The following is a 16,687-nucleotide window of genomic DNA, read 5'->3' on the forward strand; positions in this document are numbered from 1 at the left end:
GTCAGGGATCGCCGGATTCGATCAATGCGTCGGTATCGAAGCGCGGCGGACGCCTGGCGCGGGTGCGCTGCTCATACGCGTAGGCCATCTCGATCAACTTCGGTTCGCTCCAGGCCGTGCCCATGAACAGAAGCCCCGCCGGCAGGCCATCGATCTGGCCCATCGGCACGCTCAGGCTGGGGTAGCCGGCGACGGCGGCGACACTGTAGCTTTCACCGGGGAAGTCATCGCCGGTGGTGCGCAAGGGCCAGGCCACACCGGTCGTCGGTGCGACCAGCGCATCGAGCTTCTGCGATGCCAGCACTGCGTCGATGCCTTCCGGGCCCGCCAGTCGCCGCGCATCGCTGCGCGCGCGGATGTAGACGGGATCGGCCAGGCCGGGGGTCGCCTGGGCTTCCAGCAGCAGCTCCTGGCCGAACAGGCCCAGTTCCTGGCCCTTGTGTGCCTCGTTGAAGGCGATCAGCCCGGCCAGGCTGCGCAGTGGCGCCTGGTACGTGTTGAGGTAGCGCTCCAGCCCCGCCTTGAACTCGTACAGCAGGACGATGCGCTCGGCATCGGCCCAGGCATCCGGGTGGGGCAGTTCCACCGGCACCACCACCGCGCCGGCGCGGCGCAGTTCAGCGACCGCCTGCTCAACCAGTGGCGGCATCCCTCGGTACTTCAGCAGCGGGGTCTGCAGCAGGCCGATGCGCTTGCCGCGCAGGCCCTGTGGATCCAGGCGTGCGGTGTAGTCGTAGACCGCACGGCCGGGCATGGTCGCGGTGGCGGGATCGGCGTCGTCGCGGCCGGCGATGGCCGTCAGCACGGCGGCGGCGTCGGCGACGCTGCGCGTCATCGGGCCAGCGGTATCCTGGCTGAAGGAAATCGGGATGATGCCTTCGCGGCTGACCAGGCCGACGGTCGGCTTCAGGCCGACCACGCCGTTGATCGCGGCGGGGCAGACGATACTGCCGTCGGTTTCGGTGCCGATCGCCACGCTGGCCAGGTTGGCGGCCACGGCCACTGCGCTGCCGCTGCTGGAGCCACAGGGCGAATGGCTGAGGCGGTAGGGGTTGCGGGTCTGGCCGCCGCGCGCACTCCAGCCGGAGATCGAGTCGTTGCCGCGGAAGTTGGCCCACTCGCTGAGGTTGGTCTTGCCCAGCACCACTGCGCCCGCTTCGCGCAGGCGGCGGACCAGGTAGGCATCGCCGGGGCGGAAGCCCTGCAGGGCCAGCGAGCCGGCACTGGTGGCCATCGGCGCGGCGTTGATGTTGTCCTTCAGCAGGATCGGGATGCCATGCAGGGGTCCGCGCAGGCGGCCGGCACGGCGCTCTTGGTCGCGCTGTGCGGCTTCCTTCAGGGCATCGGGGTTGAGTTCGATCACCGCGCGCAGGCGTGGCCCGGTGCGGTCCAGGGCGGCGATGCGCTTGAGGTAGGCGCCGGTCAGGGTGACGCTGTCGAGCTCACCGGCGACCATCCGCGCCTGCAGGTCGGAGACTTCGGTCTCGGCGTAGGGGAAAGGCATAGAGCTGTTGCCGGGTTCACCGGCATGCGCGGTGGACGCGGCCGGGCTGCAGCCAGCAGCGAGCCCCGCAGGCAACGCGGCGATCAGGAAGGACAGGAGGGGCGGCAAGGACAGGCGCATGGGGCAGCTTCGACGGCTCCGATCCCCAGTGTAGCGGCTGCTCAGCGACGGCGCTTGCGCAGGTCGCGCGCCAGCACGTAGACGACGATCAGGTTGATCGCCAGCACCGTCCACGAGGCCCAGCCGGGATGGCGGACGATCGCGTAGATATCGAAGGGCAGATAGATGGAGGCAGTCAGGCAGCCCAGCCAGGAAGCCCATGCCTTGGCTTTCCAGAGGCCCCAGGCCTCGACCAGGTGCAGCAGGCCGTAGCCGATCATCGCCGCCGCGGCCAGGTGCACCGCGTCGGGGCTGATCATGTTCAACAGCGAGGGCAGGGTGCCGTGATCCGGGTCCAGGCTGAAACGCCGGATCAGGGCATTGACGCCGTCGCGAAGCGGCTGCGGGCCGAGGATTTCCAGCCCGGTGGCCGCCAACAACGCCAGCATCGCCTTGCTCGCTTCGAGCAAGGCGATGACATGGAGGCCCGGATGCCGGTGTGGATCCGGGTTGTAGCCGTTCTGGCTCACGGTTCGCTGGATCAGCCGCCGCGCGAGTTCTTCTTGCGGTCGCTTTCGGTCAGGAACTTCTTGCGCAGACGGATCTCCTTCGGGGTGATCTCGACCAGCTCGTCGTCTTCGATGAAGTCCAGGGCCTGTTCCAGCGAGTACTTGATCGCCGGGGTCAGCTGGATCGCATCGTCCTTGCCCGAAGCGCGCATGTTGGTCAGCGGCTTGGTCTTGATCGCGTTGACGGTCAGGTCGTTGTCCTTGGAGTGGATGCCGACCAGCTGACCTTCATACACGTTGTCGCCTTCAGCAGCGAACAGCTTGCCGCGTTCCTGCAGCGGGCCCAGCGAGTACGCGGGGGTGGTGCCCGGCGCATTGGCGATCATCACACCGTTGATGCGCTTGGCGATGGCGCCCTGTTCCTTCGGGCCGTAATGGTCGAACACGTGGAACAGCAGGCCCGAACCCTGGGTGAGGGTCTTGAACTCGTTCTGGAAGCCGATCAGGCCACGGGCCGGGATCTGGTATTCCAGGCGCACACGGCCCTTGCCGTCCGATTCCATGTTCTTCAGCTGGCCCTTGCGGGTGCCCAGCTTTTCCATCACGCCGCCCTGGTGGACTTCTTCGATGTCCACCACCAGCTGCTCGATCGGCTCCATGGCCTGGCCGTCGATCTGCTTGATGATCACTTCCGGGCGCGACACGGCCAGCTCGTAGCCTTCACGACGCATGTTCTCGATCAGCACCGACAGGTGCAGTTCGCCACGGCCGGAGACCAGGAACTTGTCGGCGTCTTCCAGCTGTTCGACCTTCAGGGCCACGTTGTGGACCTGCTCGCGGTCCAGGCGGTCCTTGATCTGGCGGCTGGTCAGGAACTTGCCACCGGACAGGTCCTTGTTGCCGGCGAACGGCGAGTTGTTGACCTGGAAGGTCATCGAGATGGTCGGCTCGTCGACGGTCAGTGCCGGCAGCGCTTCCGGGGTGTCCGGGTGGCACAGGGTGTCGGAGATGGTCAGCTCCGGAATACCGGAGATGGCCACGATGTCACCGGCTTCGGCGGTGTCCTGCTCGATGCGCTCCAGGCCCAGGAAGCCCAGCACCTGGGCGACCTTGCCGTTGCGCTTCTTGCCTTCACGGTCGATCACCGCGACCTGCATGTTCTTCTTCAGGGTGCCGCGCTGGATGCGGCCGATGCCGATCACGCCCACGAAGTTGTTGTAGTCCAGCTGGCTGATGCGCATCTGGAACGGACCTTCCGGGTCCACTTCCGGCTTCGGTGCGTGCTGCATGATCGCTTCGTACAGCGGGGTCATGTCGCCGTCGCGCACGGTGTCTTCCAGGCCGGCGTAGCCGTTCAGGGCCGAGGCGTAGACGATCGGGAAGTCCAGCTGCTCATTGGTGGCGCCGAGCTTGTCGAACAGGTCGAAGACCTGGTCGATCACCCACTCCGGACGCGAGCCCGGACGGTCGACCTTGTTGACCACGACGATCGGCTTGAAGCCCATCGCGAAGGCCTTCTGGGTGACGAAGCGGGTCTGCGGCATCGGGCCGTCCATCGCGTCGACCAGGATCAGCACGGTGTCGACCATCGACAGCACGCGCTCGACCTCGCCGCCGAAGTCGGCGTGTCCGGGGGTGTCGACGATGTTGATCCGGTTCTTGATGCCGGTCTTCTTGTCTTCCCAGGTGATGGCGGTGTTCTTGGCCAGGATGGTGATGCCGCGTTCCTTTTCCTGGTCGTTGCTGTCCATCACGCGCTCGGCGAGGACGGTACGCTCGGACAGGGTGCCGGACTGCTTCAGCAGCTGGTCGACCAGGGTGGTCTTGCCATGGTCGACGTGAGCGACGATGGCGATGTTGCGAAGATTTTCGATGGACATACGAAAGGGGGCCAGTCGGCGCCGGATTTGGAAAAAGAAGTCCAACATTATACGTCGAACTTGACGATTGGCGAAAACCTGGATTTCAGGACTGCTGAGGCCCCCATTCAGCCTGCCCCCCGGCGCTGCCCGTCCACAGGCTGAAGACCCTGCCTGCGCACATGGTCGAAGCCGCCCATGCCACGGGGGAGGTGTATCCTTATGGGGCTGATTACACACCCCGCATCCCAAGGATCTGCATGTCCCTCATCGCCACTTTCGACACCACCCAGGGCCCGATCAAGGTCGAGCTGTTCGCCGACAAGGCGCCGCTGACGGTCGCCAACTTCGTGAACCTGGTCAAGCGCGGCTTCTATGACGGCCTGATCTTCCACCGCGTGATCCCCGATTTCATGATCCAGGGCGGCTGCCCGCAGGGTCGCGGCACCGGCGGCCCGGGCTACAAGTTCGAAGACGAGAAGAATGGTGTGAAGCACCAGGTCGGCTCGCTGTCGATGGCCAACGCTGGTCCGAACACCAATGGCAGCCAGTTCTTCATCACCCACATCAAGACCGATTGGCTGGACGGCAAGCACACCGTGTTCGGCCAGGTCCTGGAAGGCCAGGCGATCGTTGATTCGGTCAAGCAGGGCGACGTGATCCATTCGATCACCCTGGAAGGCGACACCGACGCCGTGCTCGCCGCCCAGGCAGAGCGCGTGGGTGAGTGGAACAAGATCCTCGCCGCCTGATCCAATACCCGGACGGCCCCCTGCAGAGGGGGCCGTTTCCATGTTGCGGCCGCCCCGCCAGGCCTGTCCCCGCCCGCGCGGCCATCTCCCACAACGCTACTTAGCTTCTTAGCAGAGGAAATCCCCATGAAAGCACCTGTTCGTGTTGCCGTGACCGGCGCCGCCGGCCAGATCGGCTACGCCCTGCTGTTCCGTATCGCCTCCGGTGAAATGCTGGGCAAGGACCAGCCGGTCATCCTGCAGCTGCTGGAGCTGCCGGTCGACAAGGCCCAGGCCGCCCTGAAGGGCGTGATGATGGAGCTGGAAGACTGCGCGTTCCCGCTGCTGGCCGGCATGGTCGGTACCGACGACGCTGAAGTCGCCTTCAAGGACGCCGACATCGCCCTGCTGGTCGGCGCACGTCCGCGCGGCCCGGGCATGGAGCGCAAGGATCTGCTGCTGGAAAACGCCAAGATCTTCACCGCCCAGGGCGCCGCACTGAACAAGGTCGCCAAGCGTGACGTGAAGGTGCTGGTGGTCGGCAACCCGGCCAACACCAACGCCTACATCGCCATGAAGTCGGCGCCGGACCTGAACCCGCGCAACTTCACCGCCATGCTGCGCCTGGACCACAACCGTGCGCTGAGCCAGCTGTCGGCCAAGCTCGGCAAGCCGGTCGCGGGCATGGAGAAGCTGGTGGTGTGGGGCAATCACAGCCCGACCATGTACCCGGACTACCGTTTCGCCACCGCCGATGGTGCGTCGATCGCCGATGCGATCAACGACCAGGAGTGGAACGCCAACACCTTCATCCCGACCGTCGGCAAGCGCGGCGCGGCGATCATCGAAGCCCGCGGCTCGTCCTCGGCAGCTTCGGCGGCCAACGCAGCGATCGACCACGTGCGTGACTGGGTGCTGGGCAGCAACGGCAAGTGGGTCACCATGGGCGTGCCGTCCGACGGTTCCTACGGCATTCCGGAAGGCGTGATCTTCGGCTTCGCGGTCACCACCGAGAACGGCGAGTACACCCTGGTCAAGGATCTGCCGGTCGACGACTTCAGCCAGAAGTACATCGACAAGACCCTGGCCGAGCTGGAAGAAGAGCGCGCCGGCGTCGCCCACCTGCTGGGTTGATGCGGTCGGTGCCGGCACCCTGCCGGCACTTTTTCCATCAGGGCAGGTACCGGCCGTTGGCCGGTACGCAGGAAACGGGGAGGCTTCGGCTTCCCCGTTTTCGTATGGAGTACCTGGCAACGACATGATCCTTCTGCATTACATCGACGACGCGCTGCTGGTGGCCGAGAAGCCGGCCGGCCTGCTGTCCGTGCCCGGCCGCTCGGCGGAGAACCAGGACTGCGTGGTCGCACGGCTGCAGGCGCTGTATGCCGATGCGCTGACCGTGCATCGCCTGGACCAGGTCACCTCCGGCCTGCTGCTGCACGCGCGCGGCAAGGACATGCAGGTAGCGCTGTCGATGCAGTTCGAGAAGCGCCAGGTGGGCAAGCGTTATGAAGCCATCGTGCAGGGGCTGCTGGAAGAGGATGCCGGTGAAGTGGACCTGCCGCTGATCGTCGACTGGCCGAACCGGCCCAGGCAGATGGTCGACCACGAACGCGGCAAGCCGGCACTGACCCGATGGCAGGTACTGTCGCGCGACATCGAGGCGCAACGCACGCGCGTTGAACTGGAACCGGTCACCGGCCGCAGCCATCAGTTGCGCCTGCACATGGCCAGTCTGGGGCATCCGATCGTCGGCGACGTGCTGTATGGCGCAGAGGCCGCGCAGCGCGTGTGCCTGCATGCGCGGAAGCTGCAGTTCACCCATCCGGTGACGGGCGAGGCGCTCGCGTTCGAATCTGCGACTCCGTTCTAGAAGGGTAGGGTGTTCGGCAGGGCTGCGCCCTGCACCCTGTACCCGCGGTAGTGCCGGCCGCTGGCCGGCAACCTCAGCAGCAACAGCAGAAGCTGGCATTCCGTGGGATGGCGGGGCGGTGTCGGATTGCGGGGACGCCGCAAGTACGTCCCTGTAGGCTTGGCAGCCGCATGCTCGTGTGCGCAGTCCTGCGCACACGGCAAGGCCGGGGTTGGGCGTCCTGCCCAACCCGCCCGAGGCATGCCTCGGGCCCATGCGGCTGACACCCCGCACTCCGACACCGCCCCACCTCTGACAGATTTCCGGCGTCTGATGGATCCACCTCATGCGTGGATGAATCTCCATCGGAATCGAATATTTCGACAGTTCATCGAACGGCATCCACGCATGGCGTGGATCTCCGTGTCGACCAAGGTCGACAGCTACCAACAGCAGCCCAACAGCGGCGGGAAATTGTCGAGGGCGGGGTGGGTCCGGTTGCGGGGGCGTGAGCGCCATGGATGGCGCGACCGAGCCTACATGGACGTATTCACGGCGTCCCCCGCAACCGGACCCACCCCGCCATCCCAAGGAATGCACGCTCTTGCTGTTGCCGTTGCCGTTGCCGTTGCTTCTGCGGGTGCAGGGCGCAGCCCTGCCGGCAACACACCCCCTACCAAGGTAGGGCGGCCCACGCGCCAGCGCCGGACTATGCTCGAAGCCATGACTTTGTCTGGGAGGGCTGCGTCATGAACTACGAGGAAACCTACCGCCGCTCGATCGACGAGCCGGAGGCATTCTGGGGCGAGGAAGCCAAGCGCATCCATTGGCACAAGCCGCCGCAACAGGTGCTCGACTACAGCAACCCGCCGTTCCGGCGCTGGTTCGTGGGCGGTGAAACCAACCTCTGCTACAACGCCGTCGACCGGCATCTGGCCGACCGCGCGGACCAGCTCGCACTGGTCGCCATCTCCACCGAAACCAACAGCACCCGCGAAATCACCTATCGCCAGCTGTATCGCGAAGTGAACGACTTCGCCGCCGTGCTGAAGCACCTTGGCGTCGGCCACGGCGACCGCGTGGTGATCTACATGCCGAACATGGCCGAGGCCGTGTTCGCCATGCTTGCCTGTGCACGTATCGGTGCGGTGCACTCGGTGGTGTTCGGTGGCTTCGCTGCGCACAACCTCGCGCTGCGCATCGACGATGCCAAGCCGAAGCTGCTGATCGCTGCCGATGCCGGCATGCGTGGCGGCAAGCTCATTCCGTACAAGGCGATGGTCGATGCCGCCTGCGCCGAAGCCAGCAGTCCGCCGCCGCACGTGCTGATCGTTTCGCGCGGGCTGGACCCGGCCGAGCCCCGCATCGAAGGGCGCGACGTCGAGTACGCCACCCTGCGTGCGCAGATCGGGCAGATCGATGTGCCGGTGCAATGGCTGGAATCGAGCGAGCCCAGCTACCTGCTGTATACCTCCGGCACCACCGGCAAGCCGAAGGGCGTGCAGCGCGATGTCGGTGGCTATGCGGTGGCGATGGCGCAGTCGATGCAGACCGTGTTCGACTGCAAGCCGGGACAGGTGATGTTCTCCACCTCCGATGTCGGCTGGGCCGTGGGCCATTCCTACAACGTGTATGGCCCGTTGATCGGCGGCTGCACCTCGCTGCTGTACGAAGGGCTGCCGACCAACCCCGATCCGGGCATCTGGTGGGCGTTGTGCGAGCAGTACAACGTGCGCACGATGTTCTCTTCGCCGACGGCGATCCGCGTGCTGAAGAAGCACGATGCCGATTTCATCCACCGCCACGACCTGGATGCGCTGAAGTATCTGTTCCTGGCCGGCGAGCCGCTGGACGAGCCGACCGCGCACTGGATCAGCGACGCGCTGGGCAAGCCGATCATCGACAACTACTGGCAGACCGAAACCGGTTGGCCGGCATTGACCCTGCTGCCTGGGCTGGACATGAAGCCGGTGCGGTTCGGCTCGCCCGGGTTCCCCAATCTCGGCTACCGGATGAAGGTGATCGACGAGAACACCGGTGAAGAGGTGGCTGCCGGGCAGAAGGGTGTGCTGGTGATGACGCCGCCGTTGCCGCCGGGCTGCATGAGCACGGTCTGGAATGACGACAGCCGCTTCCTGCAGAGCTACTTCAGCCACTTCAAGGAACTGCTGTACAGCTCGCTGGACTGGGCCATCCGCGATGACGATGGCTATACCTTCATCCTCGGCCGCACCGACGATGTGATCAACGTGGCCGGGCACCGTCTGGGCACGCGTGAGATCGAAGAGGCCATCTCCAGTCACCCGCGCGTGGCCGAGGCAGCGGTGATCGGGGTGAAGGACGAATTGAAGGGGCAGGTGCCGCTGGTGTTCGTCACCCTCAAGCAGGGGCTCGATGGCGAAGACCCGGCCGCAGTGGTGGCCGAGATGATGGCCACGGTGACCGCCTCGCTGGGTGCGGTGGCGCGGCCGGCGCACATCCATGTGGTCAACGCGCTGCCCAAGACCCGTTCGGGCAAGCTGCTGCGTCGCTCGTTGCAGGCATTGGCCGAGCAGCGCGACCCCGGCGACCTGTCGACGCTGGACGACCCGGGGGCGCTGGAAGAGATCCGCCGCGCGCTGGGACGCTGATTGGGGTGGTAGCGCCGGGTCATGCCCGGCGAGCGCAAAGCGCGGCAAAGCCGCCAGGCACGGCCTGGCGCTACCCAAGCCTGCCAGGACATGCGCTAAGCTCCGCCTGTCATCGACCTGCAACACGGGGCACGCGCCGGGGAACGCGCGTGCCACCCGGGGATGACGAACAGGGGGGCGTGCCCGCGAGGGCGCGCATGCGTATCGCATCGAAGGGAGGGGGAGCTATGGCACTGCTGCATGCCAAGACGGCCGCTGGCCGACAGGAAATCGAAGATCGTGCCCGGCGCCTGCCGGCGGCGCTGCGTTCGATCCTGTTGATGGTTGACGGCCAGCGCGATGAAAGCGAACTGCGCGGTTTGTTCGAAGGACTGCGCGCGCCGCCGGATGCGCTGCAGCAGCTGGCTGCACTGGGCCTGATCGAAGTGGTCGGCGGCAGGGCCGAACCTGCTCCGCAGCGCGGGCTGTGCAGCGGCCGCGAGCAGGATCCGGCGCTGTACCAGCAGTTGTACGACGCGATGAGCGATGCCGTGCGCCGGCATCTGGGCCTGAAAGGCTACTTCATGCAGTTGAAGATCGAGCGCTGTACCGACGCGGTCGCCCTGGAAAAACTGTGCCCGGAAATGATCGCCGCGATCGGCAAGGCACGCAGCCCGGCGCTGGCCCAGCGCTGGTGGCAGGAGATCCAGATCTCGATGGCACCGGTCACGGCAGAGGTCGTGCCCGGCTGACACCCGGGGTAAAGTGGTCCGTTCTTTTTCCGCCCAGGAGCCCCGCATGCAGGACGACACCGATACCCCCGGTTGGGATGCGATCAATGCCGCGCTGGCACCGCTGTACGCCGGCCAGGAGCCGCGTCACTTCGGTACCGCGTTGCCGTACACGCTGGGTGGCCAGGATCCGCTCGACGGCATCAGCGTGTACTGGGCGGAATCACCGGTTCCGCATTGGCACTACATCACCTACGGCCTGTCAGAACTGTATGCAAAAGAGAGCAGTGATGCGGCCACCAGTGGCTATGGTTTCGAGCTGACGTTCCGCCTGGCTGCGGACAAGGGTGAGGATGCAGGCAGCACGCCGCCTGCGTGGCCGATGAACCTGCTGCAGAATCTGGCGCGCTACGTGTTCAGCAGCGGCAATGTGTTCGAGGATGGCCACCACCTCAACGCCAATGGCCCGATCGCGCTGGAGACCGACACCCGTCTCTGCCATCTGGCGTTCGTTGCCGATCCGCAGTTGCCGGCGCGCGACACTGCCAACGGGCAGCTGCAGTTCCTGCAGGTGGTGGGGTTGACCGACGAGGAAATGGACGCGATCAAGCGCTGGTCCACGCGCGGTGTCCTGCAGGTGCTTGAGGACGCGATGCCGCTGTGGATCACCGATCTGCATCGCGGCAATCTGCTGGACGATCCGGCGCTGGCTGCGCGGGTGCAGGCCGGCAGCGAGCGTGAGGGGTCCAGTACCGGCATGTTGTTCATCGAGACGCTGGACTGGCGGCAGACGGCGGGTATCACCACGCTGGTGCTGGGGGCCGGGCAGGTCGGCAGTGTGGGTGAGCTGCTGCCACTGCGCCTGCGCCACGGCAAGGCACTGACGCTGGTCAGCCGCGAACGGCAATGGGAGTTCATGCCGGCCGCCGATGGCGCGCTCGCGGTCGAGGACGACAACGTGCGCTGGATACTGGATGAGGCGGCGCTGCAGGCCTGGCATGGCGTGCGGCCGCAACGCGGGACCTACCCGGTGTCGAATACGTTGCAGGTTGAAGTGGTGCCGACGTTCCTGCGCGATGCGAAGGGCGAAGTGATCCGCGAAATCGGCTGACCGCGCCGATGGCACCAATGGGGTCGGAGCCGCCTGCTGCGCAGACGGATCCGACCCCGGATCCATCAGGCCAGGCCTTCGGCCTTCAGCACCGCCTGCACGCCCGGATCGGCGTCCATGCGCGCCTTGTAGGCGGCCAGGTTGTCCAGGCCCGACAGGTCGACCTTGGCGCCGGCCGCCCAGCGCAGGGTGATGTAGAAGTAGGGATCGGCGAAGCTGCGGAAGCCAGCCAGCCACGGCTTGTCGGCCAGCTGCCTGTCGGCGGTCTCGAACAGGGCGCGCAGGCGCTTGTGCGCGGCGGCGCGGATCGCGTCGTACTGGCCTTCATCGGCGATGAACTTGCCCGGCGCGAACAGCGGCGAGAACGCCGGGTGCACGTCGGAGTTGACGAAGGCCAGCCAGCGGGTGGCTTCAGCGCGCTGGCGCGGGCTGCCATCGCCGCCGAGACCGGCCTGCGGGTAGCTGTCGGCGATGTAGCCCATGATCGCCGCGTTCTGCACCAGCACGAAGTCGCCATCGACGATCGCCGGTACCGCACCGGCCGGATTGATCTTGAGGAATTCCGGACCCTTCAGGGTGTCCTTGTTCAGCAGTTCGACCTCGAACGGCTGGCCGGTCCACTGCAGGGCGATGTGGTCGGCGGTGGAACAGGCACCGGGCTTGCTGTACAGCTTCATGGGAACTCCAGGCGGGGTGTGGCGGGAAACCACCACTATCCCAGAGCCCAGCCGCACGCGGCAACGCTGCCACCGGCAACGGATCGTTACGACTGCCGGGGCTTGAGGTTCTGCACCTTGTAGAAGGTGTGATCGCCGATGGTGGCCACCTGGTAGGCGTTGCGCCAGTTCGGGCTGGCGATGGCCAGCGCAGCGAAGTGGCTGGCGCCAGGCACGATCTCGCGGCGCTCGCCGGCTGGCAGCGCCCAGTTGCGCTCGGCGTCGAAGGCCACGTCCATCGCCTCACTCCACGCCGCATCGTTGCCCAGCTGGGTGCCGGGGGAGACGATGGTGGGGGCGAACTGCTTGCGCGCGGTCACCACCTGGCACATCGAGTCGCCCCACAGGCCACTGTCGAGGCGGCGCAGGGCGACCTCGGCCACGGCCTGCTGGCCACGCAGGGTCTGGTCGCGGGCTTCCAGGTAAACGGTGGTGCTCAAACACAATGAATCAGCGGCCGGCTGCGGCAGCAACTGCGACAGCCAGAGAATCCAGGCCAGTTTCATATAACTCCTTGCTCCGTGTGGGACGCACCTGGCGGTTCCGGCAGCGCAGGCTGCTGGAGGCGGGGTACGACTTGGCGTCATGGGGAGGCGGCCATCGGGGCTGCCCCGTGGGCGGCCCCAAGAACACGATCGTGGATCGATCGGCGGGGTCCGCACCGGCTCACCGGAAACTGGCTGGTGAGCAGAAAGTCGGCGCAAGGTAGGGGGGCATTGCCGAACGCATCCTGAATCGCCCGGCTTGACATTCAGCTTGGGGGCCGGTGACGGAAATCACATTCCGGCCCCCATTCAGGTGCTCATCAGAGCGCGGCGGCGAGCCGGCTGCCCTGATCGATCGCACGTTTTGCATCGAGTTCGGCGGCCACATCTGCACCACCGATCAAGTGTGCGGTGATGCCCGCGGCCTGCAGTTCGGCCTGCAGCGCGCGCTGCGGTTCCTGCCCGGCACAGATCACCACGTGGTCGACCGGCAGCAGCTGTTCGCTGCCGTCCACGCGGATGCGCAGGCCCGCATCGTCCACGCCCAGATACTCGACACCACCCAGCATGCGCACGCCCTTGGCCTTCAGCGTGGCGCGGTGGATCCAGCCGGTGGTCTTGCCCAGGCGTGCACCGGGCTTGCCGGCACTGCGCTGCAGCAGCCACAGCCTGCGCGGCGACGCCTCCACCGCCGGCCGGGACAGCGCGCCGCGGGCCTCGAAGGTGGCATCCACGCCCCATTCGGCCATCCAGCGCTGCGGGTCCAGCGACGGCGAGGGGCCGTCATGGGCAAGGAACTCGCCGACATCGAAGCCGATGCCACCGGCGCCGATGATGGCGGCGCTGGCACCGACCTCGACCCGGCCCAGCAGCACGTCCAGGTAGTTGACCACCTTGGCGTGGTCGGCACCGGGGAAGTCGACCTTGCGCGGCAGGATGCCGGTGGCCAGTACGACCTCGTCGAAACCGGCCAGGCTGGCAGCGTCGGCACGGGTGCCCAGGCGCAGCTGCACGCCGGTCTCGGCCAGCTTGTGGCGGAAGTAGCGCAGGGTCTCGTGGAACTCTTCCTTGCCGGGAATGCGCTTGGCCACGTTGAACTGGCCACCGATCTCCTCGCTGGCGTCGAACAGGGTGACCTGGTGGCCGCGTTCGGCAGCGACCGTAGCGCAGGCCAGGCCGGCCGGACCGGCGCCGACCACGGCCACCCGCTTCGGTGCGGTGGTCGGGGTATAGACCAGCTCGGTCTCGTGGGCAGCGCGTGGATTGACCAGGCAACTGGCCAGCTTGTTCTCGAACACGTGGTCCAGGCAGGCCTGGTTGCACGCGATGCAGGTATTGATGGCCTCGGCACGGCCGGCGCGGGCCTTGTTCGGCCACTGCGGATCGGCCAGCAGCGGGCGTGCCAGCGACACCATGTCGGCCCCGCCATCGGCGAGGATGCGTTCGGCCACTTCGGGCATGTTGATGCGGTTGGTCGCCACCAGCGGCAATGACACATGCGGCTTGAGCTTGGCGGTGACCGCGGCGAATGCGCCACGCGGTACCGACGTGGCAATGGTCGGAATGCGCGCTTCATGCCAGCCGATGCCGGAATTGAGGATCGTCGCACCGGCGGCCTCGATGGCCTGGGCCTGCTGCACGATCTCTTCCCAGTTGCTGCCGTCTTCGACCAGGTCGACCAGCGACAGGCGGTAGATGATGATGAAATCCGGGCCGCAGGCTTCGCGGATGCGGCGCACGATCTCCACCGCGAAGCGCATGCGCTGTGCGGCATCACCGCCCCAGCGATCGTTGCGCTTGTTGGTGCGCGGGGCGATGAACTCGTTGATGAGGTAACCCTCCGAGCCCATCACTTCCACGCCGTCGTAGCCGGCTTCGCGGGCCAGCTTCGCGCTGCGTGCATAGTCGGCGATGTGCCGCTCGACGCCGCTGGCCGACAAGGCGCGCGGGGTGAACGGATTGATCGGTGCCTTCAACTTCGACGGCGCCACCGACAGCGGGTGATAGGCATAGCGCCCGGCGTGCAGCAGCTGCAGGCAGATCTTCGCGCCGTGCTGGTGCGCGGCGGCGGTCAGCTGCCGGTGCGGGCGCACTTCCCATGGCCAGGACAATTTGCCGCCGAAGGGCTTGAGCCAGCCCACCACGTTCGGCGCGAAGCCGCCGGTGACGATCAGGCCAACGCCGCCTTCGGCGCGTTCTGCGAAGTAGGCGGCCAGGCGCGGGAAGTCGCGCGCGCGGTCCTCCAGGCCGGTGTGCATCGAGCCCATCAGCACCCGGTTGCGCAGCTGGGTGAAGCCCAGGTCCAGCGGGGCGAACAGGTGGGGGAAGGCGCTTTCGTTGGCTGGCGACATGTCGATACGCTTGCGTACGGAAGCGCGAAGGGTGCCGCGAAACGGCGCCCGGAGCAAGGGCTGCTCGCTCGGTGGCGCCGGGCCATGCCCGGCCTACCGGTCAGCTCAGGGCGATTGCGGTTGCCGGCCAGCGGCCGGCACTACCGGTGCGCGGCCGATCCCGAACCAGCCAAGGGTGACCTCGCACAATGGTCCGATCAGCAACGCGAAGGCGAGCGTGCCGACGCCGACATTGCCGCCCAGCCACCAACCCAGCAGCAGCACGCTGCCTTCAATCAGGCTGCGCACCTTCCAGATCGGCCAGCCGGTGCGCGCGTGCAGTCCAGTCATCAGGCCATCGCGCGGGCCGGGGCCCAGCCTGGCGCCGATGTATAGGCCGGTGGCCAGCGCCACCAGCAGCATGCCGGCGCAGAACATCGCCACCTGCCAGCCCAGGCCGACCGCCGGCGGCAGCAGCCACAGTCCGAACTGGGCCGAAGGGCCGATCAGCATCACGTTGAGCACGGTACCGACACCGGGCTTCTGCCGCAGCGGCCACCACAGCAGCAGCACCAGCGCGCCGATCACGTTGGTGGCCAGGCCGAACGACAACGGCGTCTGCGCAGCGATGCCCTGCGACAGCACGTCCCACGGCGCGACACCGATCGCGGCGCGGATCATCAGCGAGGCGCCGAAGCCGTAGAGGAACAGGCCGATGATCAGTTGCAGCAGGCGCAGGGGCAGGGCGGAGGGCATGGCAGGCTCGAGGGATGGGAATCTGTTTCCACCCTATCCCCGAAACGGGCCGTTCAATAGATACAGATGTCGGCCAATCCACTGCGACAGGCTGAGCGCGCTGAATCAGTCGTCCCAGCCGGCCAGCGCCAGCTTGCCGATGGTGCGGCTGCCGGCCAGACGCTGATGGGCGGCGTCCAGGTTGGCCGCATTGATCGGGCCCAGCACTTCGCTCAGCGTGCCGCGCAGCTGGCCCGCGTCGATCATGCTGGCGGCCCGATTGAGGATGCGGTGCTGCTCAATGCGGTCGGCGGTGGCAAAGCGCGCGCGGGCGAACATGAATTCCCAATGGATGCCGATGCACTTGGCCTTGTAGGGATCGCCGATGCGCAGCGGACCGCGGGGTTCCACGATCAGGCCTACATGACCCTGTGGTGCCAGCAGCTGGCCCAGTTCGTCCCAGTAGTGATCGGTGTCGGCCAGGTTGAGTGCCACCTGCACTTCATCGATGCCGAGCGCCTGCAGCTGCGGCAACAGGGGCTGGCGATGGTCGATGACATGCTGGGCGCCCATCCGCCGGCACCAGTCGATCGAGGCTTCACGCGAGGCGGTGGCAATGACCTCAAACCCCGCGTGGTGGGCCAGCTGGATCGCCATCGAGCCGACGCCGCCGGCACCGCCGATCACCAGCAGGCGCTGGCCAGCGTGGCGGCGATCATCAAGCTGCAGGGGCATGCGCTGGAACAGCAGTTCCCACGCAGTGAGGGTGGTCAGCGGCAGCGCGGCCGCTTCGGCGAAATCGAGGGTGGTCGGTTTGCGTGCCACCAGCCGCTCATCCACCAGCTGATACTGTGCATTGCAGCCAGGGCGGGTGACATCTCCTGCGTAGTAGACCTCGTCACCGGAGGCGAACAGGCTGGCCTCCTCGCCCATCGCTTCGACCACCCCTGCCGCGTCCCAGCCGAGAATGCGCGGGGCATCCAGCGACATGGCCGGCGTGGCTGCACGCAGCTTCCCGTCGACGGGATTGACGGAAAGTGCTTCGATACGGATCAGCAGGTCACGGCCACGCGGCGGTTGCGGCGGTGGCACCACCAGATCACGCAGGGCAGGGGCGGAGTCACGGCACAGGGCGACGGCTTTCATTGCAGCTCCAGCTCGGTTCCTGTCTGCATCATAAGGTTCCTCACCTCGATGGGCGCGCGCTGAACCGTTTTGGGATAACGAGCGACAAATCTGATGCATCTGGCCCTTAAACCCTTCCAAACCCTTGTGGTGCGCGGGTCTTGCGGATTTTCATCATCCTGTATAGGGTTTCAACGTCGGACCGGTGGCCGGTCGTGCGCGGCGCTTCACATGTTACGGGACTGTTAACATGACCTTCACCCGCCTGAGCATAATGTTCGCGGCGGTGGC

General features: G+C 66.6%; 14 protein-coding genes. 6 read left to right on the forward strand and 8 right to left on the reverse strand.

Annotation, left to right across the window (positions count from 1 at the left end):
• Position 1: 1 nt before the first annotated feature.
• Genes LMF57_RS03940 through typA form a run of 3 tightly spaced genes read right to left on the reverse strand, consistent with a single transcriptional unit; the run spans position 2 to position 3,992 of the window.
• Positions 2-1,624: an amidase gene (locus LMF57_RS03940; protein ID WP_229290902.1), complete on the reverse strand. Its 1,623-nt coding sequence runs from the start codon at positions 1,622-1,624 to the stop codon at positions 2-4.
• A gap of 41 nt (positions 1,625-1,665) precedes the next feature.
• Positions 1,666-2,133: a DUF2127 domain-containing protein gene (locus LMF57_RS03945; RefSeq protein WP_229290903.1), complete on the reverse strand. Its 468-nt coding sequence runs from the start codon at positions 2,131-2,133 to the stop codon at positions 1,666-1,668.
• An 11-nt stretch (positions 2,134-2,144) separates the two neighbouring features.
• Positions 2,145-3,992 (reverse strand): translational GTPase TypA, encoded by a 1,848-nt coding sequence (gene typA, locus LMF57_RS03950; protein ID WP_059066099.1) that lies wholly within the window; start codon positions 3,990-3,992, stop codon positions 2,145-2,147.
• Positions 3,993-4,231: 239 nt separating this feature from the next.
• Here typA and LMF57_RS03955 point away from each other — a divergent pair, with 239 nt between their 5' ends.
• From LMF57_RS03955 to LMF57_RS03980, 6 genes are all read left to right on the forward strand, one after another.
• On the forward strand, positions 4,232-4,723 hold the full coding sequence (locus LMF57_RS03955) for a peptidylprolyl isomerase (protein WP_049467937.1): 492 nt from the start codon (positions 4,232-4,234) through the stop codon (positions 4,721-4,723).
• 126 nt (positions 4,724-4,849) lie between these two features.
• Positions 4,850-5,836, forward strand: coding sequence for a malate dehydrogenase (locus LMF57_RS03960; protein ID WP_208081825.1), 987 nt, complete (start codon positions 4,850-4,852; stop codon positions 5,834-5,836).
• 124 nt (positions 5,837-5,960) lie between these two features.
• Positions 5,961-6,575 carry an RluA family pseudouridine synthase gene (locus tag LMF57_RS03965; RefSeq protein ID WP_229290905.1) on the forward strand — a complete coding sequence of 205 codons (615 nt, stop codon included), beginning with the start codon at positions 5,961-5,963 and terminating at the stop codon, positions 6,573-6,575.
• A 728-nt stretch (positions 6,576-7,303) separates the two neighbouring features.
• A complete protein-coding gene (gene prpE, locus LMF57_RS03970; RefSeq protein ID WP_229290907.1) occupies positions 7,304-9,184 on the forward strand; it encodes a propionate--CoA ligase in 1,881 nt (626 codons plus the stop codon).
• Positions 9,185-9,411: 227 nt separating this feature from the next.
• Positions 9,412-9,915 carry a hypothetical protein gene (locus LMF57_RS03975; RefSeq protein ID WP_033830438.1) on the forward strand — a complete coding sequence of 168 codons (504 nt, stop codon included), beginning with the start codon at positions 9,412-9,414 and terminating at the stop codon, positions 9,913-9,915.
• A gap of 46 nt (positions 9,916-9,961) precedes the next feature.
• Positions 9,962-11,005 (forward strand): suppressor of fused domain protein, encoded by a 1,044-nt coding sequence (locus LMF57_RS03980; RefSeq protein WP_117309632.1) that lies wholly within the window; start codon positions 9,962-9,964, stop codon positions 11,003-11,005.
• A 65-nt stretch (positions 11,006-11,070) separates the two neighbouring features.
• On the opposite strand, the gene LMF57_RS03985 is transcribed toward LMF57_RS03980, so the two are convergent.
• The 5 genes from LMF57_RS03985 to LMF57_RS04005 form a co-directional block, all read right to left on the reverse strand.
• A complete protein-coding gene (locus tag LMF57_RS03985; protein ID WP_025878086.1) occupies positions 11,071-11,682 on the reverse strand; it encodes a glutathione S-transferase N-terminal domain-containing protein in 612 nt (203 codons plus the stop codon).
• A gap of 86 nt (positions 11,683-11,768) precedes the next feature.
• Positions 11,769-12,227 (reverse strand): cell wall hydrolase, encoded by a 459-nt coding sequence (locus tag LMF57_RS03990; RefSeq protein ID WP_025878087.1) that lies wholly within the window; start codon positions 12,225-12,227, stop codon positions 11,769-11,771.
• Positions 12,228-12,526: 299 nt separating this feature from the next.
• Positions 12,527-14,557 carry an NADPH-dependent 2,4-dienoyl-CoA reductase gene (locus LMF57_RS03995; protein WP_229290908.1) on the reverse strand — a complete coding sequence of 677 codons (2,031 nt, stop codon included), beginning with the start codon at positions 14,555-14,557 and terminating at the stop codon, positions 12,527-12,529.
• Between the two features lie 105 nt (positions 14,558-14,662).
• Positions 14,663-15,292 carry a hypothetical protein gene (locus LMF57_RS04000; RefSeq protein WP_229290911.1) on the reverse strand — a complete coding sequence of 210 codons (630 nt, stop codon included), beginning with the start codon at positions 15,290-15,292 and terminating at the stop codon, positions 14,663-14,665.
• 105 nt (positions 15,293-15,397) lie between these two features.
• The gene (locus LMF57_RS04005) at positions 15,398-16,417 is read right to left on the reverse strand and encodes a zinc-binding alcohol dehydrogenase family protein (RefSeq protein ID WP_229290914.1); all 1,020 of its coding nucleotides are present in this window, start codon (positions 16,415-16,417) and stop codon (positions 15,398-15,400) included.
• Between the last annotated feature and the right edge of the window lie 270 nt (positions 16,418-16,687).

It is taken from the genome of Stenotrophomonas sp. SI-NJAU-1, from assembly GCF_020883215.1.
GTDB classification, from domain to species: domain Bacteria; phylum Pseudomonadota; class Gammaproteobacteria; order Xanthomonadales; family Xanthomonadaceae; genus Stenotrophomonas; species Stenotrophomonas indicatrix.